Annotated in this window: 16 protein-coding genes; 12 read left to right on the forward strand and 4 right to left on the reverse strand. The window is 73.6% G+C overall.

From position 1 onward, the window contains the following. The first annotated feature begins 80 nt into the window (after positions 1-80). The 8 genes from HD596_RS54980 to HD596_RS55015 all read left to right on the forward strand — a co-directional run bounded on the left by HD596_RS54980 (position 81) and on the right by HD596_RS55015 (position 15,435). The gene (locus tag HD596_RS54980) at positions 81-1,007 is read left to right on the forward strand and encodes an AAA family ATPase (protein WP_185077351.1); all 927 of its coding nucleotides are present in this window, start codon (positions 81-83) and stop codon (positions 1,005-1,007) included. Further along, complete coding sequence (locus HD596_RS54985; RefSeq protein ID WP_185077352.1) at positions 1,004-4,756, forward strand: SAV_2336 N-terminal domain-related protein; 3,753 nt, start codon at positions 1,004-1,006, stop codon at positions 4,754-4,756. The genes HD596_RS54980 and HD596_RS54985 overlap by 4 nt, the downstream gene beginning before the upstream one ends. Positions 4,757-4,954: 198 nt before the next feature. Further along, positions 4,955-7,123: a vWA domain-containing protein gene (locus HD596_RS54990; protein ID WP_185077353.1), complete on the forward strand. Its 2,169-nt coding sequence runs from the start codon at positions 4,955-4,957 to the stop codon at positions 7,121-7,123. Positions 7,124-7,148: 25 nt separating this feature from the next. Next, the gene (locus HD596_RS54995) at positions 7,149-10,241 is read left to right on the forward strand and encodes a tubulin-like doman-containing protein (protein WP_221520051.1); all 3,093 of its coding nucleotides are present in this window, start codon (positions 7,149-7,151) and stop codon (positions 10,239-10,241) included. Positions 10,242-10,243: 2 nt separating this feature from the next. After that, the gene (locus HD596_RS55000) at positions 10,244-12,079 is read left to right on the forward strand and encodes a hypothetical protein (protein ID WP_185077355.1); all 1,836 of its coding nucleotides are present in this window, start codon (positions 10,244-10,246) and stop codon (positions 12,077-12,079) included. Next, positions 12,069-13,046, forward strand: a complete 978-nt coding sequence (locus HD596_RS55005; protein WP_185077356.1) for a protein kinase family protein — start codon at positions 12,069-12,071, stop codon at positions 13,044-13,046. Before HD596_RS55000 ends, HD596_RS55005 begins: the two co-directional genes overlap by 11 nt. Further along, positions 13,043-14,047, forward strand: coding sequence for a hypothetical protein (locus HD596_RS55010; RefSeq protein WP_185077357.1), 1,005 nt, complete (start codon positions 13,043-13,045; stop codon positions 14,045-14,047). Before HD596_RS55005 ends, HD596_RS55010 begins: the two co-directional genes overlap by 4 nt. After that, positions 14,047-15,435 (forward strand): hypothetical protein, encoded by a 1,389-nt coding sequence (locus HD596_RS55015; protein WP_185077358.1) that lies wholly within the window; start codon positions 14,047-14,049, stop codon positions 15,433-15,435. Before HD596_RS55010 ends, HD596_RS55015 begins: the two co-directional genes overlap by 1 nt. 7 nt (positions 15,436-15,442) lie before the next feature. Here the strand turns inward: HD596_RS55015 and HD596_RS65390 are convergent, their stop codons facing one another. Then, positions 15,443-17,977: a LuxR C-terminal-related transcriptional regulator gene (locus HD596_RS65390; protein WP_185077359.1), complete on the reverse strand. Its 2,535-nt coding sequence runs from the start codon at positions 17,975-17,977 to the stop codon at positions 15,443-15,445. A gap of 66 nt (positions 17,978-18,043) precedes the next feature. On the opposite strand from HD596_RS65390, the gene HD596_RS55025 reads away from it, so the two are divergent. Together HD596_RS55025 and HD596_RS55030 are read left to right on the forward strand one after the other, a co-directional pair. Further along, complete coding sequence (locus HD596_RS55025; RefSeq protein WP_185077360.1) at positions 18,044-19,141, forward strand: phosphotransferase; 1,098 nt, start codon at positions 18,044-18,046, stop codon at positions 19,139-19,141. 213 nt (positions 19,142-19,354) lie between these two features. Further along, positions 19,355-19,606: a hypothetical protein gene (locus HD596_RS55030; RefSeq protein WP_185077361.1), complete on the forward strand. Its 252-nt coding sequence runs from the start codon at positions 19,355-19,357 to the stop codon at positions 19,604-19,606. 45 nt (positions 19,607-19,651) lie between these two features. Here the strand turns inward: HD596_RS55030 and HD596_RS55035 are convergent, their stop codons facing one another. After that, positions 19,652-20,203, reverse strand: a complete 552-nt coding sequence (locus HD596_RS55035) for a TetR/AcrR family transcriptional regulator (protein ID WP_185077362.1) — start codon at positions 20,201-20,203, stop codon at positions 19,652-19,654. Between the two features lie 112 nt (positions 20,204-20,315). Between HD596_RS55035 and HD596_RS55040 the strand changes: the two genes are divergently transcribed. Further along, positions 20,316-21,113, forward strand: coding sequence for a serine hydrolase domain-containing protein (locus HD596_RS55040; protein WP_185077363.1), 798 nt, complete (start codon positions 20,316-20,318; stop codon positions 21,111-21,113). A 77-nt stretch (positions 21,114-21,190) separates the two neighbouring features. On the opposite strand, the gene HD596_RS55045 is transcribed toward HD596_RS55040, so the two are convergent. Further along, a complete protein-coding gene (locus HD596_RS55045; RefSeq protein WP_185077364.1) occupies positions 21,191-21,532 on the reverse strand; it encodes a histone-like nucleoid-structuring protein Lsr2 in 342 nt (113 codons plus the stop codon). A 765-nt stretch (positions 21,533-22,297) separates the two neighbouring features. Between HD596_RS55045 and HD596_RS55050 the strand changes: the two genes are divergently transcribed. Continuing rightward, a complete protein-coding gene (locus HD596_RS55050; protein WP_185077365.1) occupies positions 22,298-23,188 on the forward strand; it encodes an SPFH domain-containing protein in 891 nt (296 codons plus the stop codon). Between the two features lie 460 nt (positions 23,189-23,648). On the opposite strand, the gene HD596_RS55055 is transcribed toward HD596_RS55050, so the two are convergent. Then, positions 23,649-24,233 (reverse strand): putative glycolipid-binding domain-containing protein, encoded by a 585-nt coding sequence (locus tag HD596_RS55055; RefSeq protein WP_185077366.1) that lies wholly within the window; start codon positions 24,231-24,233, stop codon positions 23,649-23,651. Positions 24,234-24,299: the final 66 nt, after the last annotated feature.

Here is a 24,299-nt window from a genome sequence, read left to right on the forward strand (position 1 = left end):
CATGGCCTGTTTACAGGGGCTCGGGCCGACCCCGCGTCTGCCATTCCTTCGGCCCGGTGCCGCCTTGGCGTGCTTTCTCGATGGAGAGCCCGCCCGACGATTCACCGGACGCCCCGGAGCTGACCGGTGTGGCCCTGCGGCGCGGGGAGACCTACCAGACGGCGGGCGCCGTCGGCCCGGACGGCCTGACCGACGAGGCCAGGATGGTCAACGCCGCGCTCGTCCTGCGCCGGCCGCTGCTGGTGACGGGGGATCCGGGCAGCGGCAAGTCGAGCCTCGCCTACCGCATCGCCTACGAGCTGGGCCTTGGGGCGGTGCTCCGCTGGCAGGTCACCAGCCGCTCCAAACTCGTCGACGGCCTGTACTCCTATGACGCGGTGGCCAGGCTGCACGACGCGCAGCTCGCCAAGAGGGGCCCGATGCCGCCGGTCGGCCACTACCTGCAGCTCGGGCCGCTGGGCACCGCTCTTTACCCGCACCGGCGACCGCGGGTCGCCCTCATCGACGAGATCGACAAGGGCGACTTCGACCTCCCCAACGACCTGCTCAACGCCCTCGACGAGGGAGAGTTCCCCATCAAGCAGCTGGTGCGGCCCATGACCGCCAAGGAGGAGACCGCTCAGGTCCTCACCGCGGAGAGGCAGCCCGTCCAGGTCCGCGGCGGGGTCGTGCGGTGCGCGAACTTCCCGGTCATCGTCATGACCAGCAACGGCGAACGGGAGTTCCCGCCCGCCTTCCTGCGCCGCTGCCTCCAGCTCCGGATCGAGCACCACCAGGACCGGGTTCACCTGGGCAAGGTCCTGCGGGCGCAGCTGCCCGGCGTGGCCGACGAGGCGGTGGAGGAAGGGATCGCGGAGTTCGTCAAGTCATCGCAGTCCGGACAGTTTCCCGTGGACCAGCTGCTGTCGGCGGTCTTCATGATCAAGGACGTCCGCGACCGCGAGCTCCGCGAGCAGCTGCTCAAGCTCGCGATGCAGCCGATCGACGGGCCACAGGAGCGGGAATGAGCCTCGACCGCTGGCTGGAGCTGCTCCGGGCGAGAGGCGTCGACCTCAGCGCCCGCGAACTGCTCGACGCGGCCTGGCTCGCCGCGCACATGACCCCCCGGAAAGAAGCCCGGCAGGCTGCCCCGGAGCCCCGGCCTCCGGGCGAGCCGCCGGCCAGGCCTGAACCCGGACCCGAACCGCCGCGGCGGCCGCCCGTGGCGGCGCCCGTACCGCCGCCGAAGATCCCGATCGCCGGCGGCCCGCCGCCCCGGCCGCTTCCCGTACCGGACCGGCACGAGCGCTCCTCGCGGGAGGATCCGGACGCCGCCGAGGCGGTGCCCATCGAGCTGTTCGCCTATCCGCGCGCGATCGAGCGCCCCAGGGAGTTCGTCCATGCCCTGCGCCCGTTCCGCAGATACGTCGACGCGGGCGAGGAGGTCGACGTGGACGAGGAGCGGACGGTCGAGCGGATCGCGCACGAGCGGATCTGGTCCCCCGTCCTGCGACCGGCCTCGGGCCGCTGGCTCGACGTGGCCTTCGTCGTGGACGTGAGCGTTTCGATGCGGGTCTGGCGCCCGCTGGCGAGGGAGCTGCACGACCTGCTCCTCCAGGTCCCCTTCCGCGACGTCCGCCTGTGGTACATGCACGGGGGCGGCGGGCGCGTCCGGATCAGCGCCTCGGCCACGCCGGGCGCGCAGTCGCACGATCCGGCCGCGCTGATCGACATGACAGGGCGGCGGCTGACGCTCGTGCTGACCGACGGCTGCGGGCCGAGGTGGCGTGACGGCACGGCCGGCGCCGCACTACGCAAATGGGCCGACGCCGGGCCGTCGGCGATCCTGCACCCCCTGCCGGAGGAGCTGTGGGACCGCACGGCCCTGGCCCCCGTTCCGGGGCTGCTGCACTCTCCGGTGCCCGCCCAGGCGAACCGCTCGCTGACATTCCAGGCGCTCTCCGGCGAGAAGCTGGAGGGCACGCCCGTCCCCGTCATCCGGCCGGAGGGTCCGTGGCTGGCGCCCTGGGCCAGGCTGGTGACCGGCTCGCTGGACCACGGGCTGATCTGCGCCGTGACCATGGCGGGCGGCACGCCTCCGGCCAAGAGCCCCAGGCCGTCCCGGCAGGACGCCGCCACGCGGGTGGCGGGCTTCCGCCAGGGCGCCTCCACGCACGCCTACCGCCTGGCCGGCTACCTGTCCTACACCGAGCCGCTCGACCTGGGCCTGATGTGGCTGGTGCAGCGCTCGATGTTCCGCGAGGCCGATCCGCTGCCGATGGCCGAGGTCCTGCTGAGCGGCCTGCTGCGGCGCCAGGGCGAGACGGAGACGTTCGCCTTCCAGCCCGGTGTGCGATCCGTCCTGCAGAGCGCGCTGCCCGCGGCGGAGGCGCGGCGGGTGCGGGCGGCGGTGTCCGCGGAGATCGGCCGCCGCACCGCGGGCATCGGGCGCAAGCAGCGCTTCTGGGCCATGGTGGCGCCCGGTTCCGGCGGCGAGCCGTGGACGCTGCGGGAGGCTTTCGCCGATCTGGAGAGCGCCGGGCTGCTGCCGCCGGGGATCGGCCCGGCTCAGCCGGGCCTTTCCGGCGCCGACGTCCCGGCGTTGCGCCGGCTCTGGGGCACGGCGCTGCGCGAGCGCCGGCCCGGAGATCCCCACCGGTACGGCACCGCGGTCTCCCTCGCCGTCGCCCTGCTGGCCCGCGCCCGCCAGCACGATGACCGCAAAGCGCTCGACGACTGCGTGGCCCTGCTGTCGCGCGCACGGGGCGAAGCCGAACTGGCCGGCCGGGACCGGCTCGACGTGATCGACGGCCACCTCGGCTGGGCGATGCTGACGCGCTTCCGGTGGGACCGCGACCCGCTGACGCTCAGCGAGGCCAAGGTGACCTTCCTCGGCGCCACCGAGGGGCAGGGGGCTCGCCCGCGAGACGTGTGCGGCCTGGCCCTGGCCGCCATCGAGAGCGCCCGGTGGACCGGCGGGGCCGCCGATCGCGAGCTGCTGCTGCGCTGCGAGACCGCCTTGCGGCCCCCTTCCCCGCGCGACCCGGCCCACCCCCTCATGGCGGGCACCCTGGCCAGGATCCTGCTCGCCGTGGACGGGAGCAGGCCCGAACGCGCGCTCGGCCTGCTCCGCCGGGCCGTCTCGCTCGCCCAGGACGACGACCCCGACGTGCTGGCCTGCCGGGCGGATCTGGGCGCTCACCTGCTGGCCGAGTTCCGCCGCGGCGGGCGCGTCGAGGCGCTGGCCGAGGCGGCCGAGCAGCTACGGCTGGCGCAGCGCTCCTGCGCCGCCGGCGAGCCGCTGCTCGCCTGGATCTGCGCAGGGCTGGGACGGGTCCATCTGGAGGAGTTCCGGCTGAAACGCACCTCCTCCTCCCTGGAGCAGGGGGAGGAGGCGCTGCGGCGGGCACTCGACCGGCTGGGCCGCCTGCCGCTGCCCCGCGATCACCGCCTGACCTGCGACGTCCTGAACGACCTGGGCGAGGTGCGGCTCGAACGGTTCGCGATCGAACGCCGGCCGGGCGTCGCCGACGACGCCCGCGTACTCCTGCTCAGGGCCCGTGACCGCGACGGCAGCCGGTCGGCGAGCATCGACGAGAGCCTGTCCCGGCTGCTCATCGCCCGGTACGAGAGCTTCCACGACGTTCACGACCTCTGGGGGGCGGCCGACCACCTCCAGCGGCTGGCCGAGTCCGACGCCGAGACGCCGGTGCGCCTGCGGGCGGCCCGGACGTGGGCGGGCTGCGAGGTGTCGGCCGGACGCTGGCACCGCGCCTCGGCCGCCTACGCCCAGGCCATCAACCTGTGCGGGAAGATCGGCCGGGCGGCCGACGAGGACCTGTCCACCCTGTGCAGCGAGGCCGCCGCCGTCGAGCTGGAACGGGGCGACGCCGCCGGCGCGCTGCGGCTGGCGCAGGCGGGACTGCGCCGGTTGGCGGACCACCGCGGGCCCGCCCTGCCCGGCCTGCCCGCGTCCGGGGGGCCGATGATCGTGATCAATGTCTGCGAGCGGCGCACCGACGCCCTGGTGCTCGACGAGAGCCGCATCGAGGTGCTGCACCTGGGCGGCGTCACCCTGGACGACGTCAGCAGGAACGCCCGCGACCTGCTCGCCGCCACGCGACAGCCCGACTGGCCCGACGACGGGCCGATCGCGGACACGCTGGCGTGGTTGTGGCAGCTCGTCGGCGAGCCCGTGCTGGCCCATCTCGGGTGGCTCGGCCGGGCTCCGGGGCAGCGACGACGGCGGTTGTGGTGGTCGGCGGCGGGCGCCCTGAGCTTCCTGCCCCTGCACGCGGCGAGCGACGGCGAACGGACGATGTTCGACCACGTCACCTCCTCCTATCTCGCCGACACGCGCGACGCGCTGCGCACCCCGGCCGCCAGGAGCGTGCGCACCGCGGACCTGTCGCGTACCGATCCCTACGAGCCGGCCCGGAGCAAGGTGCGTTTCGAGGGCACCTGGCACCAGGTGGCGGAGCTGGCGAGCTCGCCGGGCCGGCTCGCGGTGCTGCCGCGGCACGAGGTGATCTCCGGCGTGGGCGAGCCCGCGGACGGCGCGGCGCCGCTGCCGGCGCATCTGCTGGCGGCCTTCCGCGAGGTGGTGGCCGCCATGTGGCCGGTGCCGGAGGAGGTCCGCCTGGCGCTGCTGGACGTCAGCCGGCAGGCGGGCGAGCGCTCGACGGCCTGGCACGTGCACGACGTCGCCCTTGAGCTTCGCCGCCGCTTCCCGGCCCGGCCTCGTATCTGGGCCGCTCTCCGTCACTTCGGCGCCTGACCCGCCATTTCTCCCCTTAGGATTTGAATATGTCTGCTCCATAATCGATTTTCGGACCTACTTAATCAGATTTGTGTTGCGTCCATAACTGCGGCAGAAACTTCTGGTGGCCCCTCTCCGTTCTGCGGATAGGTAAAACGGCAACTGTGAGGAAATGTGCGCGTCACTCCATCCCTCAGGTCCCTTCTCGCCCTGGCCGTGACCGCTGCCGTGGTGCTGTTACCGACGGCCGCGAGCGCTTCGCAGCCCTCTGACGTCAAACCCGTCCGCGTCGTCGTCCTGGTCGACGAGTCCGGCAGCCTGTCCGGCCCCGACGTCGCCCGTGAACGTGCCGCCTCCCAGCTCATCGCCCTCAGCGAGCTCTCGCCGCAGTCCCAGGTGGCCGTGGTCGGCTTCGGCAGCTCCAACGGCCCCGGCCAGGCGGCCGTGGACATCGCCTGCCCGCTGACCGGCGTGCAGACGGCCCAGGACCGCGAGTCGCTGAGCCGGTGCGTGGACAAGCTGCGCCGCCGTAACAGCGACGAGGGCGGCGACACCGACCACGCCGCCGCCCTGGAGCAGGCGCTCGACATCATGAACACGCCCGACGACCAGCAGCGGGCGAAGATCGTGTTCCTGCTGACCGACGGCGTCCTCGACGTCAGGAACAGCCCGCAGTACGGCGCCGACGCCCAGGCGCGCAACCGCAACGCCCGCGCGCAGATCGACCGGAGCCTGCGGGACGCCGAGAAGGCGCGGGTGCAGATCTGGCCGCTGGGCTTCGGCTCGGCCGACAAGACGAGCCTCGACGCCTTCGCCGCGGGCGGCTGGCGGCAGCCCTGCGGCGACCAGGAGACGGCCACGCCCCGCGCGAGAGTGGTCGCCAGCTCGGCGGACGTGGAGCGATCCCTGCTCGAGGCGTTCGCCTACGCCCGGTGCGCGGGCATCGAGCAGTCGGTCACCGACTCCCTGGAGCCCAACGCCACCGTCGATCTCCAGGTCAACATCCCCGTCATCGCGACCGACGGCTCCATCGTGGTGGTCAAGCGCGACCGGCGCATCCGGGTGGCCTACTTCGACCCCGACGGCAACCAGGTGCCCAAGCAGGGCGAGCAGAACGACTCGACCTTCCAGGTCGCCGGCGAGGCCGGTCCGGTGGAGTCGCTGCGCATCCGCAACCCGCTGCCCGGCAAGTGGCGGGTCCAGCTGACGTCGCCGCCGGGCGTCAGCCGCCAGGACGTCAGCGCGACCGTCGTCTGGCAGGGCGCGCTGCGCGCCTCGATCTCCCTGAGCAACCCCCGGCCGCGGCCGGGCGAGCAGGTGGCCGTCCGGCTGCGCCTGCAGACCAGGACCGGCACGATCACCGACCCGGCGGCGCTGGAGGGCCTGCGCTTCACCGCCCGGATGTCCGGCGACGGCTTCCAGGAGCTCCCCGTCGACCTGCGCGACACCGGCGACGGCCCCGACCGCGCCCAGGGCGACGGCGAATACTCCGGCCAGGTCACCATTCCCGCCTCGGCCACCGGCGCCCTGTCCTTCCTGGGCAAGGTCACCGGCCCGGGCGTCGCCGGCGACGAGCGGCCGTACGCGACCCGCGTCGCCGGGCCCGCCGACCGGCTCCGCGCCCAGGTGCAGCTCGACGCGGCCACCGTCGAGCCGGGCGGGGAGGTCTCCGGCACCGTACGCGTGACCAACGACGCCGAGCCCGCCCAGCTCACGCTGCGGCTCGTCGACGTCCCCGGCACGGTCAGCCTGTCCGTCCAGCGCTTCCAGGCGGCGGCGGGCACCTCCGAGCACGGCCTCAAGCTGCGGATCGGCGCCGACGCGCCCAAGGGCCCGGTCGGCGGCTCGGTCCAGGTGCTCGACGCGACTGGGCAGGTGGTGGCCGAGGAGTTCGTCGACGTCGACGTGCAGCCGCCCACGCCGCTGTGGCAGCGGCTGCTCCAGGCCCTGCTGATCCTCCTGCTGATCCTGGCGGTGGCCCTGCCGCTGCTGCTGCTCAGGAGGCGCGCGCGGATGCGGGCGGCCGACCCGAGCGAGCTGACCTTCTACCTCTTCGAACGGCCCGGCGAGCCGTACGTCAGCAAGATGCAGGCGCCCCTCGGCGAGGGGCCCGAGTTCACCTTCGAGATCTCCGCCGGCCGCCTGGTGCGCACCTTCGGCACCGGCTACACGGCCCGCCGGGGCGGCGGCCAGACCGTCCTGGTCCGCGACCCGTCCGGACAGGAGCTGGAGCCGCTGCGCCCGGGACGCCCGATCCCGCTGCCCGGCGGCGTGTTCCTCGGCGTCGACGACGCCCGGGTCAAGGGCGCGGAACCCGCGTACGGCTCGCGGGAGCCGTACCAGAGCAGGACCCACAGACCGATGCCAGGCGACGACCTGTTGTGAGGGGCGCATGAGGATCTTCGATCCGATGATGTTCGTAGGGCTCGGCGGCACCGGCTGCCGGGTCGGCGTGGAGCTGGAGCGGCGGCTGCGGGACGAGCTGTGCGGTCCGGACGGCATGGACCTGATCAGAAACTTCAGCTGGCAGAACTACCAGCCCTACGAATTGCCCTCCTGCCTGCAGTTCGTCTATGTCGACCTCAACGAGGCCGAGCTGACCCGCACCCGGCGCCGGGTGGTGCCGACCGAGCGGGAGTTCCCGGCGGCCGGCCGGACCGCCCACCTGATCCACGACGTGGTGCCGAAGTTCGACTCCTACCCGGAGGTGGCCCGCAGCCTGCGGGCGACGTTGAGCGACCACGTCAAGGACTGGCTGCCGCCGCGCGAGCAGGAGCCGCTGGTCGCCCCGCTGATGCGCGGCGCCGGGCAGCTGCCCACGGTGGCCAGGGCGGCGCTGTTCGAGCGGATGCGGCACGGCCCGGGGCCGGTGGTGCAGGGCATCGACGACGCCATCGGCGCGATCAGCAACTCGGGCAGCGAGCTGGCCGCGCTGGGCGGCCGGCTGAGACGCAGCTGCGACGTCTTCGTGGCCTACTCGGTGGCGGGCGGCACCGGCAGCGGCATCTTCTACGACTACCTGCACCTGATCGGCGACGCCTTCGCCCGCAACCACATCAGGGCGCGGATCTACCCGCTGGTCGTCATGCCGTCGGCCTTCGCCGAGGGCAAGGGCGGCGGCCGCCGGGCCCGCCTGAACGCCGGCTCCAGCCTGCTGGACCTGTTCCGGCTGATCGACGACCAGAACGCGCCGCACGCCGGCACGCAGGTCGACGAGCAGGGCATCGCCGGCGAGCTGGGCGTGCGCTACCCGGGCAGGGGCGAGGTGCGGCTGGCCACCGGCACCGTGCAGACGGCGTTCCTGTTCACCATGCCGCCCGGCGTCGAGCGGGACGACCTGCACCGCTCGATCGCCTCCCTGATCGTCTCGCTGGCCGGCACCCAGCCGCGCGCCTCGGGCGACGGCGGCGGCATGGAGGACCGCGGCGAGTCGTCCTTCGCCGACGACTTCATCAACCGGGCCGTGGAACGCGAGGTGCCGGCGGCCTCCGGCATCGGCAACCGGGGCGTCTCGACGGCCTTCGTCTCCTCCATGACCGTCCCCGTGGAGGAGCTGGCCGACCTGGTCAGCTCCCGGCTGCTGGCCCGCGCGGTGACGCAGCTCGAAGCCGTGCCGCCGGGCGCCGCCGAGAGCAACGTCGAGGAGATCCGGCGCATGTTCACCACCACCAACCTCGAGCCGCTCAACACCCGCGAGCCGCTGCCGCTGCCGGACGTGCGCCCCGCCACCGGCGCGGCCGAGATCCAGAAGTCGCTGGCCAACCGGATGCGGGCGATGGAGGACAACCTGGCCTCGCTCGAACGGCAGCTCAACCGGGTCGTGCCGGCCCTCGCCCAGGAGATGGACGTGCGCCGCGGCGCGCTCGAAGCGCTCGGCCAGGTCGACCCGTTCCGGCTGCGGCGGGTGGTGGTCGGCCTGCCCGGCGACGTGCACGAGGCCGACCGGCTGGGCTTCGCCGGGCTCCTGGACCACCGCCGGGCGCAGCCGCGCAAGCCGTACGACAACATGACCGAGGCCCCGCCGCAGCCGCGGCCGATGCGGGACCGGCTGCTGCGCAAGGCGCAGTGGACCGACCCCGAGGTGCAGGCCTCGATCGCCGACCAGGACACCTGGTACCTGTGGCGCAGCCAGGCGCTCTGGCACCGGGCGTGGGCCGACCAGATGCCCCGCTGGGAGCCGCGCCGCAAGCAGCTCATCCGCGAGGTGCGCGAGTTCACGCAGGTCTTCGTCGAGCATGCCGAGGCCGACGCCGAGCGTTTCGCGCGCCGGGCCGGCGAGCTCTACGAGACCCGCGTGGGCGTCTACCACCTGCTGCCGCCCGCGGGCGCGGAGTCCTTCTACGACGCGGTCGTCCGCCGCTTCGTCGACGTCTTCGTCTCCCGGCAGCTGCTGCGCCCCACCGACGGGGAGGCCGCCGTGGCCAACGCGCTGATCGGCCCGGACGGCTGGCGGCACGCCTACGACCTGGCCTGGCGCACGGGCAAGCCGGCCGACGCGCTCACCTGGGTGCGCGACCGGCTCAAGCTGGAGGTCAAGAAGCTCTTCAAGGACCAGGACGAGGCCGCCGCGCTGGGCGAGCAGCCGCTGCTGCCCTCGCTGGCCGACATCCTCGCCCAGGCCGCCGCGGGCGGCGGCGACGACCCGCACGTGCGGCAGTTCCAGCTCAAGCTGGCCGACCTGGTGCCGGGCGGCTTCACCCCCGACGGCACCGGCGATCTGAAGGTGCTGGTCTCCTATCCGGCGCCGGCCAAGGACCCGGCCCTCGAACGGTTCCTCAAGGACCGGATCGACCTGCCGGGCGTGCCCGACTTCCGCAACATCGACGCCGACTCGGTGACCGTGGTGCAGCTGCGTACCTCGATGAGCGTCACCCAGGTCCGCGAGCTGCGCGAAGTGCTGCACAGCTGGGCCGACGCCCTGCGCGACGAGCGGCCGCAGGACCACCTGAAGTGGCGCCAGCGGCTCGGCTACGACTTCGGCTACCTGGCCACGACCGAGGAGCACCGGGTCCGGATCCTGCACCGGCTGCTCTGCCTGCTGTGGAACGGCCGCGTCAGCGTGGTGGAGGGCGAGCCGAGCTCGCCGGCGCGGATCCGGATCGACGTCGAGGGCGGCTCGATGACGCTCCCCCTGACCGGGTACGGCAAGGCGTCGTCGTGGCCGAGCATGCTGCGGGCCTACGAGCAGTGGGTGATCGGCGGCGACGAGGAGTTCCGCAGCCTGGTCAGCGAGCAGCTGATGAACGCCACCCCGAAGGGCCTGGCGGGCGCCCCCAGCGTGCCGGACCCGCTCTACCACCTCGTCACCGGCATGTCCGCCGACCAGCTCGGCCTGCTGGAGATCATGGTGCCCAAGCTGCCGTCGGGCGCGCGCAACCGGGCCGACCAGCTGATCGCCTTCTGGGCGCACACCCTGCCCGCCGCCCTGGACCTGCCGTTCGAGCGGGTCGCCGAGGCGGTCGCCTACAACCTGCGCGACCTGGACGCGCTCCTCGGGGAGTGAGCATGGTCGTCGTGCTCGACCTGCGCAAGGGTGAGCTGGAGCGGCTCGGCGCCCAGGTCCTGGTGGTGGCCGACACCGAACGCCTGGCCGGCGCCCAGCGGGTGCTCCAGGACGTCTTCAGCTCGCGCCTGGTCAGGTCGGTGCTCGTCCTGGCGGTGGGACCCGACCTGCGCCTGCCGCCCGTCCTGGACGGGGAGAGCCGCAGGGTGCTCTGGGTGAGCGACCCCCGCGGCATCCTGTGGAACGCCGACACCGGCGAGGCCGCCCACGGGCCCGGGGTGAGCGCGGAGGCCATCCTGATCGACCTGCTCACCCAGCCGGAGGTCTTCGACGAGGTGGTCAACAGCCTGGGCGACATCCCGTACGGCACCGCCTCGCCCGGCTGGCGCATCGTGGCCGGCCGGATCGACCCCGAGGTGCTCGGCCAGGCCTTCCGCGAGGTGGCCGAGCGCTTCGACGGGCCCGTCCAGCAGGACACGGCCACCTTCAGCTCGCCGCTGGCCACGGCGCTCCCCGTGCTCAGCGGCACCGTCGACCTGCCCGCCGACCTCCTCGACGCGCTCATCCCCGAGGGCCCGCTGGACCGGCTCCACCGCGACGCCGCCGAGCGGATCGACCAGGCGGTCCGCGCCCTGGACGACCTCGGCTACCTGCACAACGCCCGCGCCCGGGCCGCGGTCGTCGACAAGGTGATCGCCGCCGGGCGGGCGCTCGCCAAGTTCCGCGACACGGTCGCGCGGCTCTTCGAGGAGATCGACCACACCGACGACAACGCCGCCGAGCAGCTGGCCGCGCACGGGATCAGGTTCGCCGTCCCCGCCGACATGAGCCACGCCCGGATCGTCGGCGAGCTGCGCGCCGACCTGGAGGCGGCCCTGGCCGAGCGCAAGAGCGTGCCGCGGATGGTCTCGCGCTTGCGCCTGCTGGCCGACCACAGCGCGCCCATCGGCAGCCGCGCCTTCGTCGGCGACGTCTGGCGGGCCTGCCCGGACGAGCTGCTCAACGCGCTGCACGCGCCCGCCGAGTTCCCGGCCACGTTCCTGGCCCGCTTCGTCTTCTGGCGGCGCTCGCGGGCGTGGTGGCGCGAGCAGCTCTCGCTCGGACCGGCCAGGACCGCCCTCGACGACCTGCGCTCGATGCTCGAACGGGTCGCGGCCAGCGAGTGGATGCTCGGCCAGGCCCGCATGCACACCTCCGACGCCTCCCGCACGCTGGCGGCGGCGCTGAACGAGATCTGCGCGCAGGTGTCCTGGACGCTGACCGACTGGAGCAAGGCCGAGACCGGCCAGGCCGCCGCCAGCCCGGCGCTCGACGAGGAGGTCACCGTACGGCTGCGCGACCGCGGCGGCCAGCTGCGCGAGGTCATCACCGGCGACCTCGTCGACGCGGTCACGAGCTGGCTGGAGCCCGCCTGGACCTCCCTCGAACAGGGCGCCTACCGGGACGCCCAGGTGGGGCTGGACCGCCGGATCGACGAGACGCTGCGGCAGTACCGCTACCACCTGACTCACCGGGGCGTCCAGGAACGTCCCGACTTCGGCACCGGCGACACGGGCCGCCAGGAGCTCGTCGACGCGGTCTGGCGGCAGTCCCAGCAGGTCGTGCGCGCGCTGCGGGCCCAGGCCACCGGCCAGATGCTGCAACTGTGCGGCGACCGCGACCTGGCCATGCTGCTGCGGCAGGCGTACGCGGTGCGCTTCGCGCCCAGGGCCGTGCGCGGGCAGGGCAACCCGCCCGACGTCGTGTGGACCCGGTCAGGACAGTACGCCGGCACCCTGCGCCTGGTGCCGCTGCGCCCCGGGACGGTCGAGGAGAACTGGAGCGAGGATGGAACCTGAGCCGCTGACCTTCTTCACTCCCGACGGCGACCGCGTGACCTGGGAGGTGGAGGCGGATCCTGCCCACGACCCCTTCGAGCGCCGGCTGACCCTCGTCGTCCAGGGCACCAAGATCGTGCAGCGGCGGGTGCCCCGTGCGGAGGGGCGCGACCGCGACCACCTCTACGAGCTGCTGGAGAACGAGGCCAGGATGGGCGCCAGGCTGCTCACCCGGCTGCGCCGGGCCTACCCCGTCGAGCTGCCCCGCCTGATGGGCTACAGCCTGGACGAGGAGGAGCCGTTCGTGCTGCTGTCCGACCACCGGGGCGAGCCGGTCAGCCGCTTCGCCGGCGCGCTGCTGATCGCCGAGCAGCGGGCCCTGCAGGCGAGCCTCTTCCGCGCCGTGCGCATCCTGTCGGCCTGCGACATCGTCCACCGGCGCATCGACCCGGGCACCGTGCGCTGGGACGGCACCGCCGTACAGCTCACCGACCTCAGCCACGCCACGCTGGCCGGCAGCCGCCGGCTGCGGCTGGGCGAGGCCCCCTACGCCGCGCCGGAGCAGCGCGCGGGCACCGGCCGGGCCTGCACCGCCGACGACCTCTGGAGCGCCGGCATGGTGATCTACCGCACGGTCACCGGCCGCGACGTCGCCGACCGCCCCGACCTCACCGCCGCCCCCGCGCTGCAGCCCATCCACGACGTCTTTTCCGGGCAGCCGCCGTCGGCGCTGGAGGTGCTCGACCGGCTGCGCGAGCCGGACCCGATGCGGTCCATCCCCGCCGACCAGGACCTCCGGCTCGAAGAGGGCCGCCTCGCCTTCGACCGGGCCCACGAAGCCAAACGGGAGACGGAGGCGGAGCAGCCCGCGCCCGTCACCCGGATCGAGCAGGCGCCGCGGGAGCAGCCGCGCAAGTGGTGGTCCCGCTGGCTCCCGCTGGCCGTGCTGGTCTGCCTCTTCCTGGTCGTCTGGATGGTGATCCGGTGATCCTGTGCCCGATCTGCCTGCACGAGTTCGCCTGGAGCGAGGACGAGCTCTACGAACGCACCCCCGCGGGCCACTACCAGCGGCTCTCCCTGGAGCACGCGAGCGGCGCCCGCCGCGAGGACCTGCTGCGCGCCGCCCACGTCCGCTGCCCGGCGCCGGTGGCGGACCCGAGCCTCGAACACCACCTGCCCTACACCTACGTACGGCACGGCCGCCCGCTGGTGATCGGGCTGGTCGGCGGGCCGGAGACGGGCAAGACCCACCTGCTGGCCTCGATGATCGGCGCCATCGAGCAGGGCGGCCTGCGGCCGTACGGGCTGACCGCGGACGCGGTGGACATCGAGCGGCACGCCGAGTACGTCAACACGTACGTGCACCCGCTGATGGTGGAGCGGACCGCGCTCTCGCGCACCACCCACCGGGCCACCGCCGAGCCGGCCGACGCGCTGCTCGTCAACGACGGCCGGCACACCACCGCGGTGGCGTTCTTCGACATCGCCGGCGAGCTGCTGCGCAGCTCCACCCACGAGGCGACCAGGTTCGTGCCGGCCGTCGGCGGGCTGCTCTTCGTGATCGACGCCGCCACCAGGTCGGCCAGGATGGGCGACGAGTCCTTCCGCGCCGTGCTCGACCGGCTGCCCAAGAGCGGCGGGCGGCTGGACATCCCCGCCGTCATCGCGGTCACCAAGAGCGACTCGGTGCGCTTCGAGGCGCCGGTGGACACCTGGCTGTACGACGAGCCCGACCGGCTGGACCAGATGGACGTCCTGCGGGAGAGCCGTGACGTCTACGCCTTCCTGCACCGGCGCGGCGCGCAGGCGTGGCTCAGCCCTTACGACAAATGCCGCAAGTGCACCCTGCATTTCGTCTCGGCGACGGGCGCCGCCCCGACCGACGGGCGCTTCCCCAGGGGCGTGCGGCCGCGACGCGTCCTGGCGCCCCTCATCTCGCTCCTCGCGATGACCGGTGTCCTGCGCGGCTATCCGGAGGTGGGGATCTGATGGGGCGTTACTCCAGCGTCGACTGGATCCTGTTCGAGTGGGACGAGCGCCGCACCGGCCTCGGCCCCGTGCGCTCCTCCCTGGAGGACACCCGGGGCTGGTACCACCAGCTCGGCCCCTGGCTCGACCCCGGCCCCGCGCCCGGGGTCAGCATCTGCCGGCTCATGGTGGACGGTCGCGTGGTGGTGCTCTCGCGCACGCGCACCGGCGGCTCGGACAGCAGGCGGACCATCCGGGTGCAGGCGTACCTGGGCGGCTCGGCCGCCAACGCCTCGGCGATGCCGAACGTCCGCCAGGCGCTCGCGCTCGCGCCCGGCTGGAGCTCGTTGCTGCCCGCCGATCCGGAGCCGCTCGACCTGGCCGTGCTGCTGCGCCCCTACGCCGACGCCGGCGCGGCACTCGACCGGCGGGCCCGCGCCGAGGCGGCGACGCTCGCGCCCATCGTCTCCGAAGCGCTGCGCGGGAACCGGGAGCCGCTGTCGGTGGCGGCCCAGGGAGAGGCCGTCGTGCAGCTGTGGGGGCTGGTGGACATCCTGGACCTCGTGCTCGGGCGCTATCCGGAGACGTTCTCCACCTACGAGAGCGACGACCTCAAGCAGGGGGCCGAGGTCATCTTCCTGCAGCAGTGGCCGGGGCCGTCCTCGCGGGCCGCGCACCGGCGGCGCGTGGATCTGCGGGCGCCCGACCAGAGCGACCTGTACGGCGAGATCGCGGCCATGGTCGTCCAGGCGTACGCGGGCGGGCAGCTGCCGGGACTGGTCAAGCGGCTGCGGATCGCCGACGGGATGGCGCTGGAGGAGCGGGTCGAGCTGCTCGGGGCCGCCCTGCGCGAGCCGCCGAAGCCCGTACCGGCCGAGCCCCGCGCTCCTCGCCCTCCCGCACCTGCCGAACCCGCGCCCGCCGCTCCGGAGGGACCGCCTCCACGGCCGGCCCCTCCCCCGCCGGCATCCGGCCCCCGGATACGCGTGCCCGCGGCACGGCCCGCGCCCGTGACGCACGAGAAGCCGCCGCCCGCCCCGCCACCCGCCTCGCCGCCGGCCCGCCCCGAGGCGCAGCCCGTCGCGGTGCGCGACGCCTTCGACTACTTCCTGGCGGAGCTGGCGGAGGCGACCAGCGCCGGCGCGGCCCGGAGCATCCTGAGAGACGTCCACGCCTGGGCGCGGACGCGCCCGCCGGCCGACGTACGCTCCCGGCTGCACGCCCTGGTGCCCGAGCTGGAGCGGCTGCTGCCCGACGACGAGGTCAACCCGATCCTGCGCGACCTGCTGGACCCGGACGCCTCCGCCGAGGCCGTCAGGTCCGCCTGGCTCGATCCCCGCTGGCTCGTCCTGGCCGCGGTGCTGCTGGTCGTGCTCGTCCTCCAGGTCGTGACGACGGTCCTGCGCTGACCACCGGTCAACCGGCCAGCCGGTTCAGGAGGGCGGCCAGGGCTTCGCGGTCGTTGACGCCGGTCTTGTCGTAGACGGCGTACAGGGTGTTGGCCACGGTCCGGACGGACACGACGAGCCGCGCGGCGATCTCGCGGTTGGTCAGCCCCTGCGCGGCCAGCACCGCGATCTCGCGCTGCCTCGGCGTCAGGCTGGGCACGTCGAGGTCCACCAGCGCGAGCGTACGGCCGCCCTGGCAGCGCTGCGCGAGCCGCCAGGCCCGGGTCTGCGCCGCCCGCGCCCCGCGTACCAGCCCGGACCCGCGGTAGCGGGCCACCGCCTGCGCCGCCGCCTCGGCCGCGTACAGCAGCAGGCCGAGCCGCTCGAAGCCCTCCGAGACCGCGTCGAGCTCCGCGCCGTCGCGGGCGGCGGCGTGCCGCGCGAACAGCGCCACCAGCGGGCCGTCCATGTCGAGCGCGGCCAGCCGCGCGGACACCAGGTCGGCGCGGCCCAGCCGGACGACGTCGTGCAGCAGGAACGGCACGTCGCACGGCAGCGCCCCCTCGGCGGTCTCCAGGCAGAGCTCCACGGCCCCGGCCGCGTCGCCGCGACCGGCCAGGGTCCACGCCCGGGCCAGGCGCAGCGGCACCACGCCGGACGGGCCGATCGGCGTCCCCGTCGCCTCCGCCCGCTCCAGCGCCTGCTCGGCCGCGGCCGGCTCGCCGAGCAGCGCGTACGCGTGCGCCAGCTCGCCCAGGCACAACCCCGCCTGCACACTGCGGCCGGGCAGCCGCGCGGCGGTGTCGCGGGCCCAGGACAGGGCGTCGGCCATCCGGCCGCGCAGCCGCAGCACGCGGGCCTTCAACGATCCGAACTCCAGGAGCGCCCGCGTCCAGGTGCCGAACTGACCGTCCAGGCCGTATCCCTCGTCGGCGAGCCGCTCGGCGGCGTCAAGATCACCCAGCAACAGCGCGGCGTGCGCGGCGTTCCCGGTCAACGTGGCGGCCAGGCTCCGCATGCCGTCCGGTTCCCGCACGAGCCCGGCCCGGATCTCCGCCGCACGGGCCAGGCATTCCGCGGCGCGGCCCTGCGCCGCGGAGACGGCCACCTCGGCCACGGCCAGCATGCGTGCGCCGTGCGAGCCGAGCGGGCCCATGTCCCTGCAGCGCGCCAGCAGCTCTTCGGCGGTGGCGATCTCGCCGGCGAGGACGGCCAGCACGGCCCGCATGATGAACGTGCCCTGGCGCGCTCCGACGTCACCGGCGCGCCGGGTCGTCTCCTCCAGGACAGCCGCCGCCCGTGCGACGTCCCCGAGCCCGACGGCCAAGGTCAGCGCCCACTGCACGCCGAGGTCGGTCCTGGCCCTCTCGGTCATGTCCGCCTCCCACGCGATGGCGGACACCTCGTCGGCCTCGGCGTACCGGTCGGAATAGGACAGCACCGTGGCCAGCGCGGAGAGCGCGGGCGCCCCGCCGCCGGCGTCCACGGCCGCGCGCCCGAGCCGAACGGCCAGTTCCAGGTCCCGGACGACCCTGGCGCGCTCGCAGCCGGCCAGCAGCAGCCCCGGATCGCCGGGCAGGCCGCCGTCCAGCCGCCAGACCGCCACCCTGAGCACGTCCTCGCGCCGCCGCAGCCCGGCCTCCGAGACCGCCTGCGCCAGCCGGCGCACCATCGTGCGGGCGCGCAGCACGCCGCAGCCGTCCCTGATGACCTCGCCGTACAGCGGGTGCGCGAGCCGCACCTGGAGCCGCCGGCCGTCCTGCTGCACCGTGACGAGCTGCCGGTCCTCCAGGTGCTGGACGGCGTCGAGCGACCCGAGGGCGGCCAGCAGGTCCGCGCCGAGCGGCTCGCCGTACGCCAGCAGCTCCAGCGCCTCCCGCTCCCGGGCGGTCACCTCGCCGATGCGGCCCGCGATGGTCTCGCGCAGCGTGGGCGTGATCGTCAGCGGCCCGCTCCACCGCCACACGCCCCCGTCGGCGGCGAGCATCCCGGACAGCACGAGTTCGCGCAGGTAGAGGGCGTTGCCCTGGCTGACGCGCCACAGCCGGGCCACGGTCGCCGACTCCACCCGCCCGCCCAGCGCGGCCTCCAGCACGGCCGCCGTCTCCTCCAGGGAGAACGGCTCCAGCTCCAGCCGCGGCACCAGGCCGTCCTTCCACAGCGCGAGCACCGCGTCCGGCACGGGCGTGCGGCTGCGCAGCGTCGCGATCACCCGCGTGCCGTCCCGCGTCACCAGGTGGTGGACGAGCGCGGCCGAGACCGGATCGAGCAGGTGGGCGTCGTCCACCACCAGCACCGGCACGCGCAGCGCGGCGGCCGCCCAGCCCAGCGGGTTGCCGGCGGGCGGCGTGGCCGGGAGCAGCGGGGCGAAGGCTCCCAGCGGGACCTCCGCGGCGGCCGCCGTGGCCCGCGCCCAGGCGACCCCGTCGAGACCGTGCACCGCCTGCGCCGCCAGCCGGCTCTTGCCCGTGCCCGGCGGACCGGCCACGACCACGCCCCTGGAGGCGGACCTGATCTCCGCCAGCTGCGCCGCACGCCCGATGAACGGCCAGGAGCCTGCCACGGCGAAAGCGTATTTGAGTAGGCCATGCTCATGCGAGCGCATTGTCCCCACCATCATGCTTGGCCCATGACCATGGCGCCCACCACCGGCCTGACGGACCTCGTACGCGAGAGCCTCGGCGACCCCCTCGCCGAGATCGCGGACCAGCACGTCGATCTCCTCGCCCCCGCCTCCGGGGCGCTGTCGACGGCCTCGCTCCACCGTGTGCGCGGCACCACCACCGGCGGCGCGGCCTGGTCGTTCTTCGTCAAGGCGATCCACGCGGTCAAGCACTCGCCCGCGTACGCGGGCATCCCCGAGCCGCTGCGGGCCGCCGCGGTCGCGGAGTTCCCCTGGCGGGCCGACGCGGACGTCTACCTGGCCCGCCCCCGGCTCCCCGGCGGGCTGCGGCTGCCCCGGCTGTACCGGCTGGACGACCTGGGCGACGACCGGCTCGTCATGTGGCTGGAGGACGTGCGGGTCGCGCCCGCCGCGTGGGACCTGGACCGTTACCGCGCCGCCGCCCGCCGGCTCGGCGACCTGGCCGCCGCCCGGCCCGTCGCGGGCCGTACGTCCGCGCCGCGCGAGCCGCTCAACCGCAGCCTGCGCTACTACTGCGCGGGCCCGGTCGCCAACCTGTTCCTGCCCGCGCTGCGCGACCCGGCGACGTGGCGGCACCCGCTGGTCGCCGCCAACGCCGACCCCCTGCTGCAGGCCGACCTGCTGGCCCTGGCCGACCGCATCGACCCGCTGCTGGACGCGCTGGACCGCCTCCCCCACACCCTCGTCCACGGCGACGCCAGCCCCTCGAACCTGCTGATCCCCGCCGACGGCTCGGCCGAGTTCGTGGCCATCGACTGGAGCTGGCCACACCCGGCGGCCGTCGGCTTCGACCTCGGCCAGCTCCTCGCCGGCCGCGCCCACACCGGCGAACTCGACCCCGCCGACCTGCCCGCCGTCCACGAGGCGATCGAGGCCGCGTACACCGCCGCCGTGGCCGGCCTCGCCGACCCCGCCGAGGTCTCCTTCGGCTACGCCGCCAACCTCGTGCTGCGCAGCGCCTGGACCGCGATCCCGTTCGAACGCCTGGGCCAGGCGCCTACCCCGGAGCTGCACGACCTGTTCCGCAAGCGGGCCCGGCTCGCCCGGTTCGTCGTCGACCTGGGACGCTCCCTGCTCCCTTAGACGCTCCCTTATGCGCAGGCGGGCGGGTGAGAACCTGATCCGGCCCATCGGCATCCAGCAGATCCACCGCTACGCGGCCCGGCGGTCGGCACCCAGGCGGCCGGCGACATCGCGGCGGAGACGTTCCTGATCGCCTTCCGCCGGCGCGCGTCCTACGACCTCTCGCACCTGCTCTGGGCCGCGCTGTTCCGCGCGTTGCCGATGGTCCCAGGGGTGTCGGTCAAGCAGGACGCCGTGGACGCGGCCGGCCACCACGGGATCGCGCTGGTCCACACCGGCCCTTGGGAGCGCTTCGAGCTCATCCTGAGCCCGCAGGACTACCGCTTCCTGGGGACGTACGGTGAGACCGTCGCCGACCGTACCTTCACTGCCGGACAGCGGCTCGAGGTCAAGGCGGGCACCCCCGTCGTGTGGAGCGCGCGCCTGGCGGCCGGGATCGTCGACAGGCCGGGCGAGCGGCCATAGCGGCTTCCCGCGCGGCGGCCCTGCAGCGTTGGGCCGCCGCTGTCGTCACGGCGAAAGGATCGCGCTCGCGCCGCGCAGCAGCTCGTCACGGAGTTCGCCGTCCGGGACGTCCGGAAGATGGCTGATCGGGTCGGTGGCCGCGGCGAACGCCTGGGCGGCCCGCACGCGGCGGCGCCAGTCCGGATCGGGGCCGGCCAGCAGCTCGACGGCCCGGCTGGTGATGCCCACCACGCGCGACATGACCTCCGTGGTCTCGTCGCCGTAGACGGAGGCGTCGCGGAGCAGCAGCACCATGGTCTCGCGATGGCCGAGCATGACGTCGACGCAGCCGCCGAGCACGCGCTGGCGCACCTCGGCGAGGGTGGGCGCGGTGGCGGCGTCCCGGATCGCCGCCTCCAGCCGGTCGATCGGGGGCCGCACCAGGCAGTCGAGTATCTCGCCCTTGCTGCGGAAGTGGTGGTAGAGGGAGGGCTTGCTGATGCCGACCCGTTCGGCGACGTCCCGCATGCTGGCCGCCCGGTAGGTCTGCGCGGTGAACAGCTCCCGCGCCGCCTCGATGATGCGCTGCCGGGTGCCGGAGGTTTCGTTCGGTGCCAATCGTTGTCCCTCTCTCGGTTCCGTGCAGCATACCCCGGCTGCCAACCGTCCGGTCGGTAGGCTACGATCGGTAGGTCAGCTCCGAACGCGGCGAGGTGGACCTGCAGGCCCCGTGGCCCGCTACTGGCCCGAGTTCGCCCGCAACGGCAAGGGCGAGATCACCGTACGGACCCTGCTCAGCCACCGCGCCGGCCTGCCCACCCTGGACACCCACCCCATCACCTGGGAAGACCTGCGCGACTGGACCCCCATCACCGACGCGCTCGCCGCCGCCCCCGAATGGCCCCCGGGCACCGCGCACGGCTACCACGGCGTCAGCATCGGCCACCTCGCCGGGGAGATCGTCCGCCGCGTCTCCGGGCTCACACTGAGCGAATTCCTCGAACGCGAGATCACCGGCCCCCTCGGACTCGACTGCTACGTCCGCGTCCCCGCCAGCGCCATGCCACGCATGGCCACCATGGTCGTCCCCGACGCCGAGACCATGCGGCTCGGCATGGAGGTCCCCGAACTCGCCGACTTCACCAAAGCGCCCAACGACCCCGCCACCCTGTCCTTCCGCGCCTTCTACGGCAGCGTCGCCATCGGCTGGGACAGCACCGGCGATCCCCGTACGTACCAGGTGGAGAGCCCCTCCATGGACGGCGTCGCCTCCGCCCACTCCCTGGCCCGCTACTTCGCCGCCCTGATCGGCGAGGTCGACGGCATCCGCCTGCTCGGACCCGAACTCGTCGACCGGATCCGCACCCCGCAGGCCGACGGGACCGACCAGACCCTGCGGGTGCACACCGCCCGGGGCCTCGCCTTCGGCTACGTCCCCAACCGCGGCTCCGAACTGCTGGAAGGCGGCGACTTCCGCGTCCGCTCCCTGGTCGAGGCGCTGTACGCCGCCCTGGACGACGTTCGATGACCGAGCCGGGCGGCCGGCCGGAACCCGACCGCCCCGCTCTTGTCCTGAAAAGACCTACCGGAAGCTGGATCGCTCCCTCAGTGGGCCGCCTCGTACTGCTCCACGACAGTGGCGGCGATGCGGCCACGCTCGCTCACCGGCAGCCCCTGAGCCTTCGCCCACCGCCTGATCTCAGTGGACTTCTCACGGGTGACGGCCCGCGAAGTGCCGGCGCCACCGCGCCGGCCACGAACACCACGCTCGGCGCGGACCGCGCGAGCCTTGGTGATAAAGGGAGCGAGAGCCTTCTCCAGCTTCTCCCGGTTGGAGCCCGACAGGTCGATCTCGTAGCTGGTGCCGTCGAGAGCGAACCTTGTGGTCCCCTCGGCGTCACTGCCGTCGATGTCATCGACAAAGGACTCAACAATGCGCTTCGCCATGATGCTGCTCCGATTACGTTATGGTTGCAGGTACTGTAGCTCCCTTCAGCAGATCACGCACCTCCTTGCGGCGCCGTGCTGACACAATCGAACTTCACGATCGCGTCTCGCACTACAACGCCTTTCGCCGTTGTGACGCGGTTTTCGCGCTTCTCGTGCCCGGCATTCATCGACGGCGCCCCGGCCCATGGCCGGGCAGGGAACATACCAGGACCCGACCTGCGCGAGGCTCGCCCAAAGACCTGCACGAGATCCCTTCTGCCCTTCTCACCAGTGATAAGCCATCAACAACCGGCGACATCCCGGGCACCGCGAACCCGCGGCCGCCGCCCCGCCTCCTCTCGCGCACAGGGCGACCCCGCGAGCGCGAGACGCCCTTGCCCCGGACCGCCCGCACCGGCGCCGATCCGCCGCCCCGGGTCCGCTCCCAGCAACCTAGTCGCAAGTGCGTCCGTCCCGCGGTCAATAGCTATGAATCCGCTATGTTGAAGTTCGATTCAAAGGTTTGCCGGGCCATATCAGGTATTGGCCAAGAACCGCAACTCGATCCTGGCGCACCGTAGTGACGTTTACCAGATTCGCATGCGCCGACTCAGCCGGATCGGCCCTTTACAAAGTAGATTTCCAGCGGTTTCGGGTCCGCCGCGCCTCCGCACCGGCACCGTGGCCGTTGCGTCGGAAGCGGCGGACCCCGGCGCCGGGGAGGCTCCGTACGCTCTTCCGTTCCGAACAGGCCTACTCTCGAAGTATGGGAGGGAGGCCATTATGGTTACCGAGATCATCCTGGGTTTCCTCGCGGCCATCGCCATATTGACCAGGTTCGGGGGCTTCAGGATCATCAATCAGGTCGAGCGCGGCATCGTGTTCCGCTTCGGCCGGGCGCAGAAGGAGATCCGCCGGCCGGGAGTCACCTTTCTCATCCCGGTGGTGGACCGGTTGAAGAAGGTGAACGTACAGATCGTCACGATGCCGGTGCCCACGCAGGAGGGCATCACCCGCGACAACGTGTCGGTCCAGGTCGACGCCGTCGCCTACTTCCGGGTGCAGGACCCGCTGCGGGCGGCCGTCGAGGTGCAGAACTACCTGTTCGCGGTGGAGCAGGTGGCGCAGACGTCGCTGCGCTCCATCATCGGCAAGAGCGAGCTGGACGACCTGCTGTCCAACCGCGAGGAGCTGAACAAGGGCCTCGCGCTCATGATCGACAGCCCGGCGCTCGGCTGGGGCATCCACATCGACCGCGTGGAGATCAAGGACGTCACGCTTCCCGAGTCCATGAAGCGCTCTGTGGCCCGCCAGGCCGAGGCGGAGCGGGAGCGCCGCGCCCGCGTGATCACCGCGGACGGGGAGTTCCAGGCCGCCCGGAAGCTGGCCGACGCCTCCGCGATCATGGCCCACACGCCGAGCGCCCTGCAGTTGCGGCTCCTGCAGACGGTCGTCGAGGTGGCTGCCGAGAAGACGTCCACGCTGGTGATGCCGCTGCCGGTGGAGGTGCTGCGATTCTTCGACCGCGGCGGCGCGCAGGGCTCCCCCGCGCGGGAGGAGTCGGAGGAGCCGGGCCCGGCCGAGAAGGGCGCGCCACCTCCGCAGCTGACGGCGCCGGATGAGCTCACCAAGATCCTCGGCCTGCACGAATCGGCGAACCGCCCCGATTCCTGACCCCAGCACAACCAACAACCAAACCCACACCCGCCATCCGCCCGCAACCGCCGGGCAGGCACCGCGGGGTCGCAACCGCCGACCCACCACCGCCGCGCAGGCACCGCCGCGCAGGCACCGCCGCGCAGGCACCGCCGCGCAGGCACCGCCGGATCGCGACAGGCCGGATCCATCGGGCCAGCACCGCCAGACCGCGACCATCGGACCGGCACCGTCAGGTCGCCAGGCCACCACCGCCTGCTCGGCCGCCCGTCGCCGCCATCCGGCCGCCGCCACGCCAGGCCAGCACCCCCAGGCCAGCAGGCCTGGTCGGCAGCCCGCCGCCGCCTCACCGCCGCCGCCCTGTTGCCTCCCCACCAGCACCAGCAGTATCGGAGAGGTGCAGGGCGAGTCCCGGGCGGTGTTGCCGGTCCCGCCTCGCGGGCGGGTCGAAGCCCGGGGAGCGGGAGAAGCAGGCGGGTCAGGCGGCGCGGATGGCGAGGCCCGGGTAGTCGAGGACGAGGCCGGACCCGTCGTAGAGCAGGTGGCAGGCGACGTCGAAGACCGGCGCCGCGTAGGCGTAGCGCTGCCGCCCCTCCTCGTCGGCCAGCCGGGCATAGTGCTGCTCCAGCCGCTCGACGGCCAGATCCGCGGCCCGGACGAAGGCCGCCGGAGCGGGCGAGGCGGCGCCCACGTCGAGGCGCATCCGGTGCACGGGGAACGCGTTGGTCAGGGCCGACGACTCCAGGTCGACGTCGAGGCAGCCGTCCAGCCAGGACGCCGGCGCGCCGTCCACGCGCCAGCGGCCCGCGCCGTCGCTCTCCAGGAGGATCTGGCGCCTGCCCTCGGCGGAACGGCTCGCGAGCCGGGCCGAGCGGGTGGCCCAGCTCGCGTCGAGCTCGATGACGTAGTCAACGACCCAGGTGCGGCCGTCCTCGACCGCGGTCGTGCACCCCTCGACGCGGAGCCCGTCCGGCAGCGGCCGGAAGTAGACCACCTCGAAGCCGGTGCGGGCGGCGAGATGCCGCCAGGCCGCGGTGCCGGGCGGTGGCGTGAAGGTCGTCATGGGCGGATCATGTCATCGCCCACCGACAGAACCCGCCAACAGAACCCATCGACAGAACCCGCCGAC

Source organism: Nonomuraea jabiensis (genome assembly GCF_014204795.1).
GTDB classification, from domain to species: Bacteria; Actinomycetota; Actinomycetes; order Streptosporangiales; family Streptosporangiaceae; genus Nonomuraea; species Nonomuraea jabiensis.

What these genes read in the sequence shown, in the direction of transcription:
- HD596_RS54980 (WP_185077351.1), top strand. Translation starts at nt 81, where the DNA reads ATGGAGAGCCCGCCCGACGATTCACCGGACGCCCCGGAGCTGACCGGT.
- HD596_RS54985 (WP_185077352.1), top strand. Translation starts at nt 1,004, where the DNA reads ATGAGCCTCGACCGCTGGCTGGAGCTGCTCCGGGCGAGAGGCGTCGAC.
- HD596_RS54995 (WP_221520051.1), top strand. Translation starts at nt 7,149, where the DNA reads ATGATGTTCGTAGGGCTCGGCGGCACCGGCTGCCGGGTCGGCGTGGAG.
- HD596_RS55000 (WP_185077355.1), top strand. Translation starts at nt 10,244, where the DNA reads ATGGTCGTCGTGCTCGACCTGCGCAAGGGTGAGCTGGAGCGGCTCGGC.
- HD596_RS55005 (WP_185077356.1), top strand. Translation starts at nt 12,069, where the DNA reads ATGGAACCTGAGCCGCTGACCTTCTTCACTCCCGACGGCGACCGCGTG.
- HD596_RS55015 (WP_185077358.1), top strand. Translation starts at nt 14,047, where the DNA reads ATGGGGCGTTACTCCAGCGTCGACTGGATCCTGTTCGAGTGGGACGAG.
- HD596_RS55025 (WP_185077360.1), top strand. Translation starts at nt 18,044, where the DNA reads ATGACCATGGCGCCCACCACCGGCCTGACGGACCTCGTACGCGAGAGC.
- HD596_RS55045 (WP_185077364.1), bottom strand. Translation starts at nt 21,532, where the DNA reads ATGGCGAAGCGCATTGTTGAGTCCTTTGTCGATGACATCGACGGCAGT.
- HD596_RS55050 (WP_185077365.1), top strand. Translation starts at nt 22,298, where the DNA reads ATGGTTACCGAGATCATCCTGGGTTTCCTCGCGGCCATCGCCATATTG.
- HD596_RS55055 (WP_185077366.1), bottom strand. Translation starts at nt 24,233, where the DNA reads ATGACGACCTTCACGCCACCGCCCGGCACCGCGGCCTGGCGGCATCTC.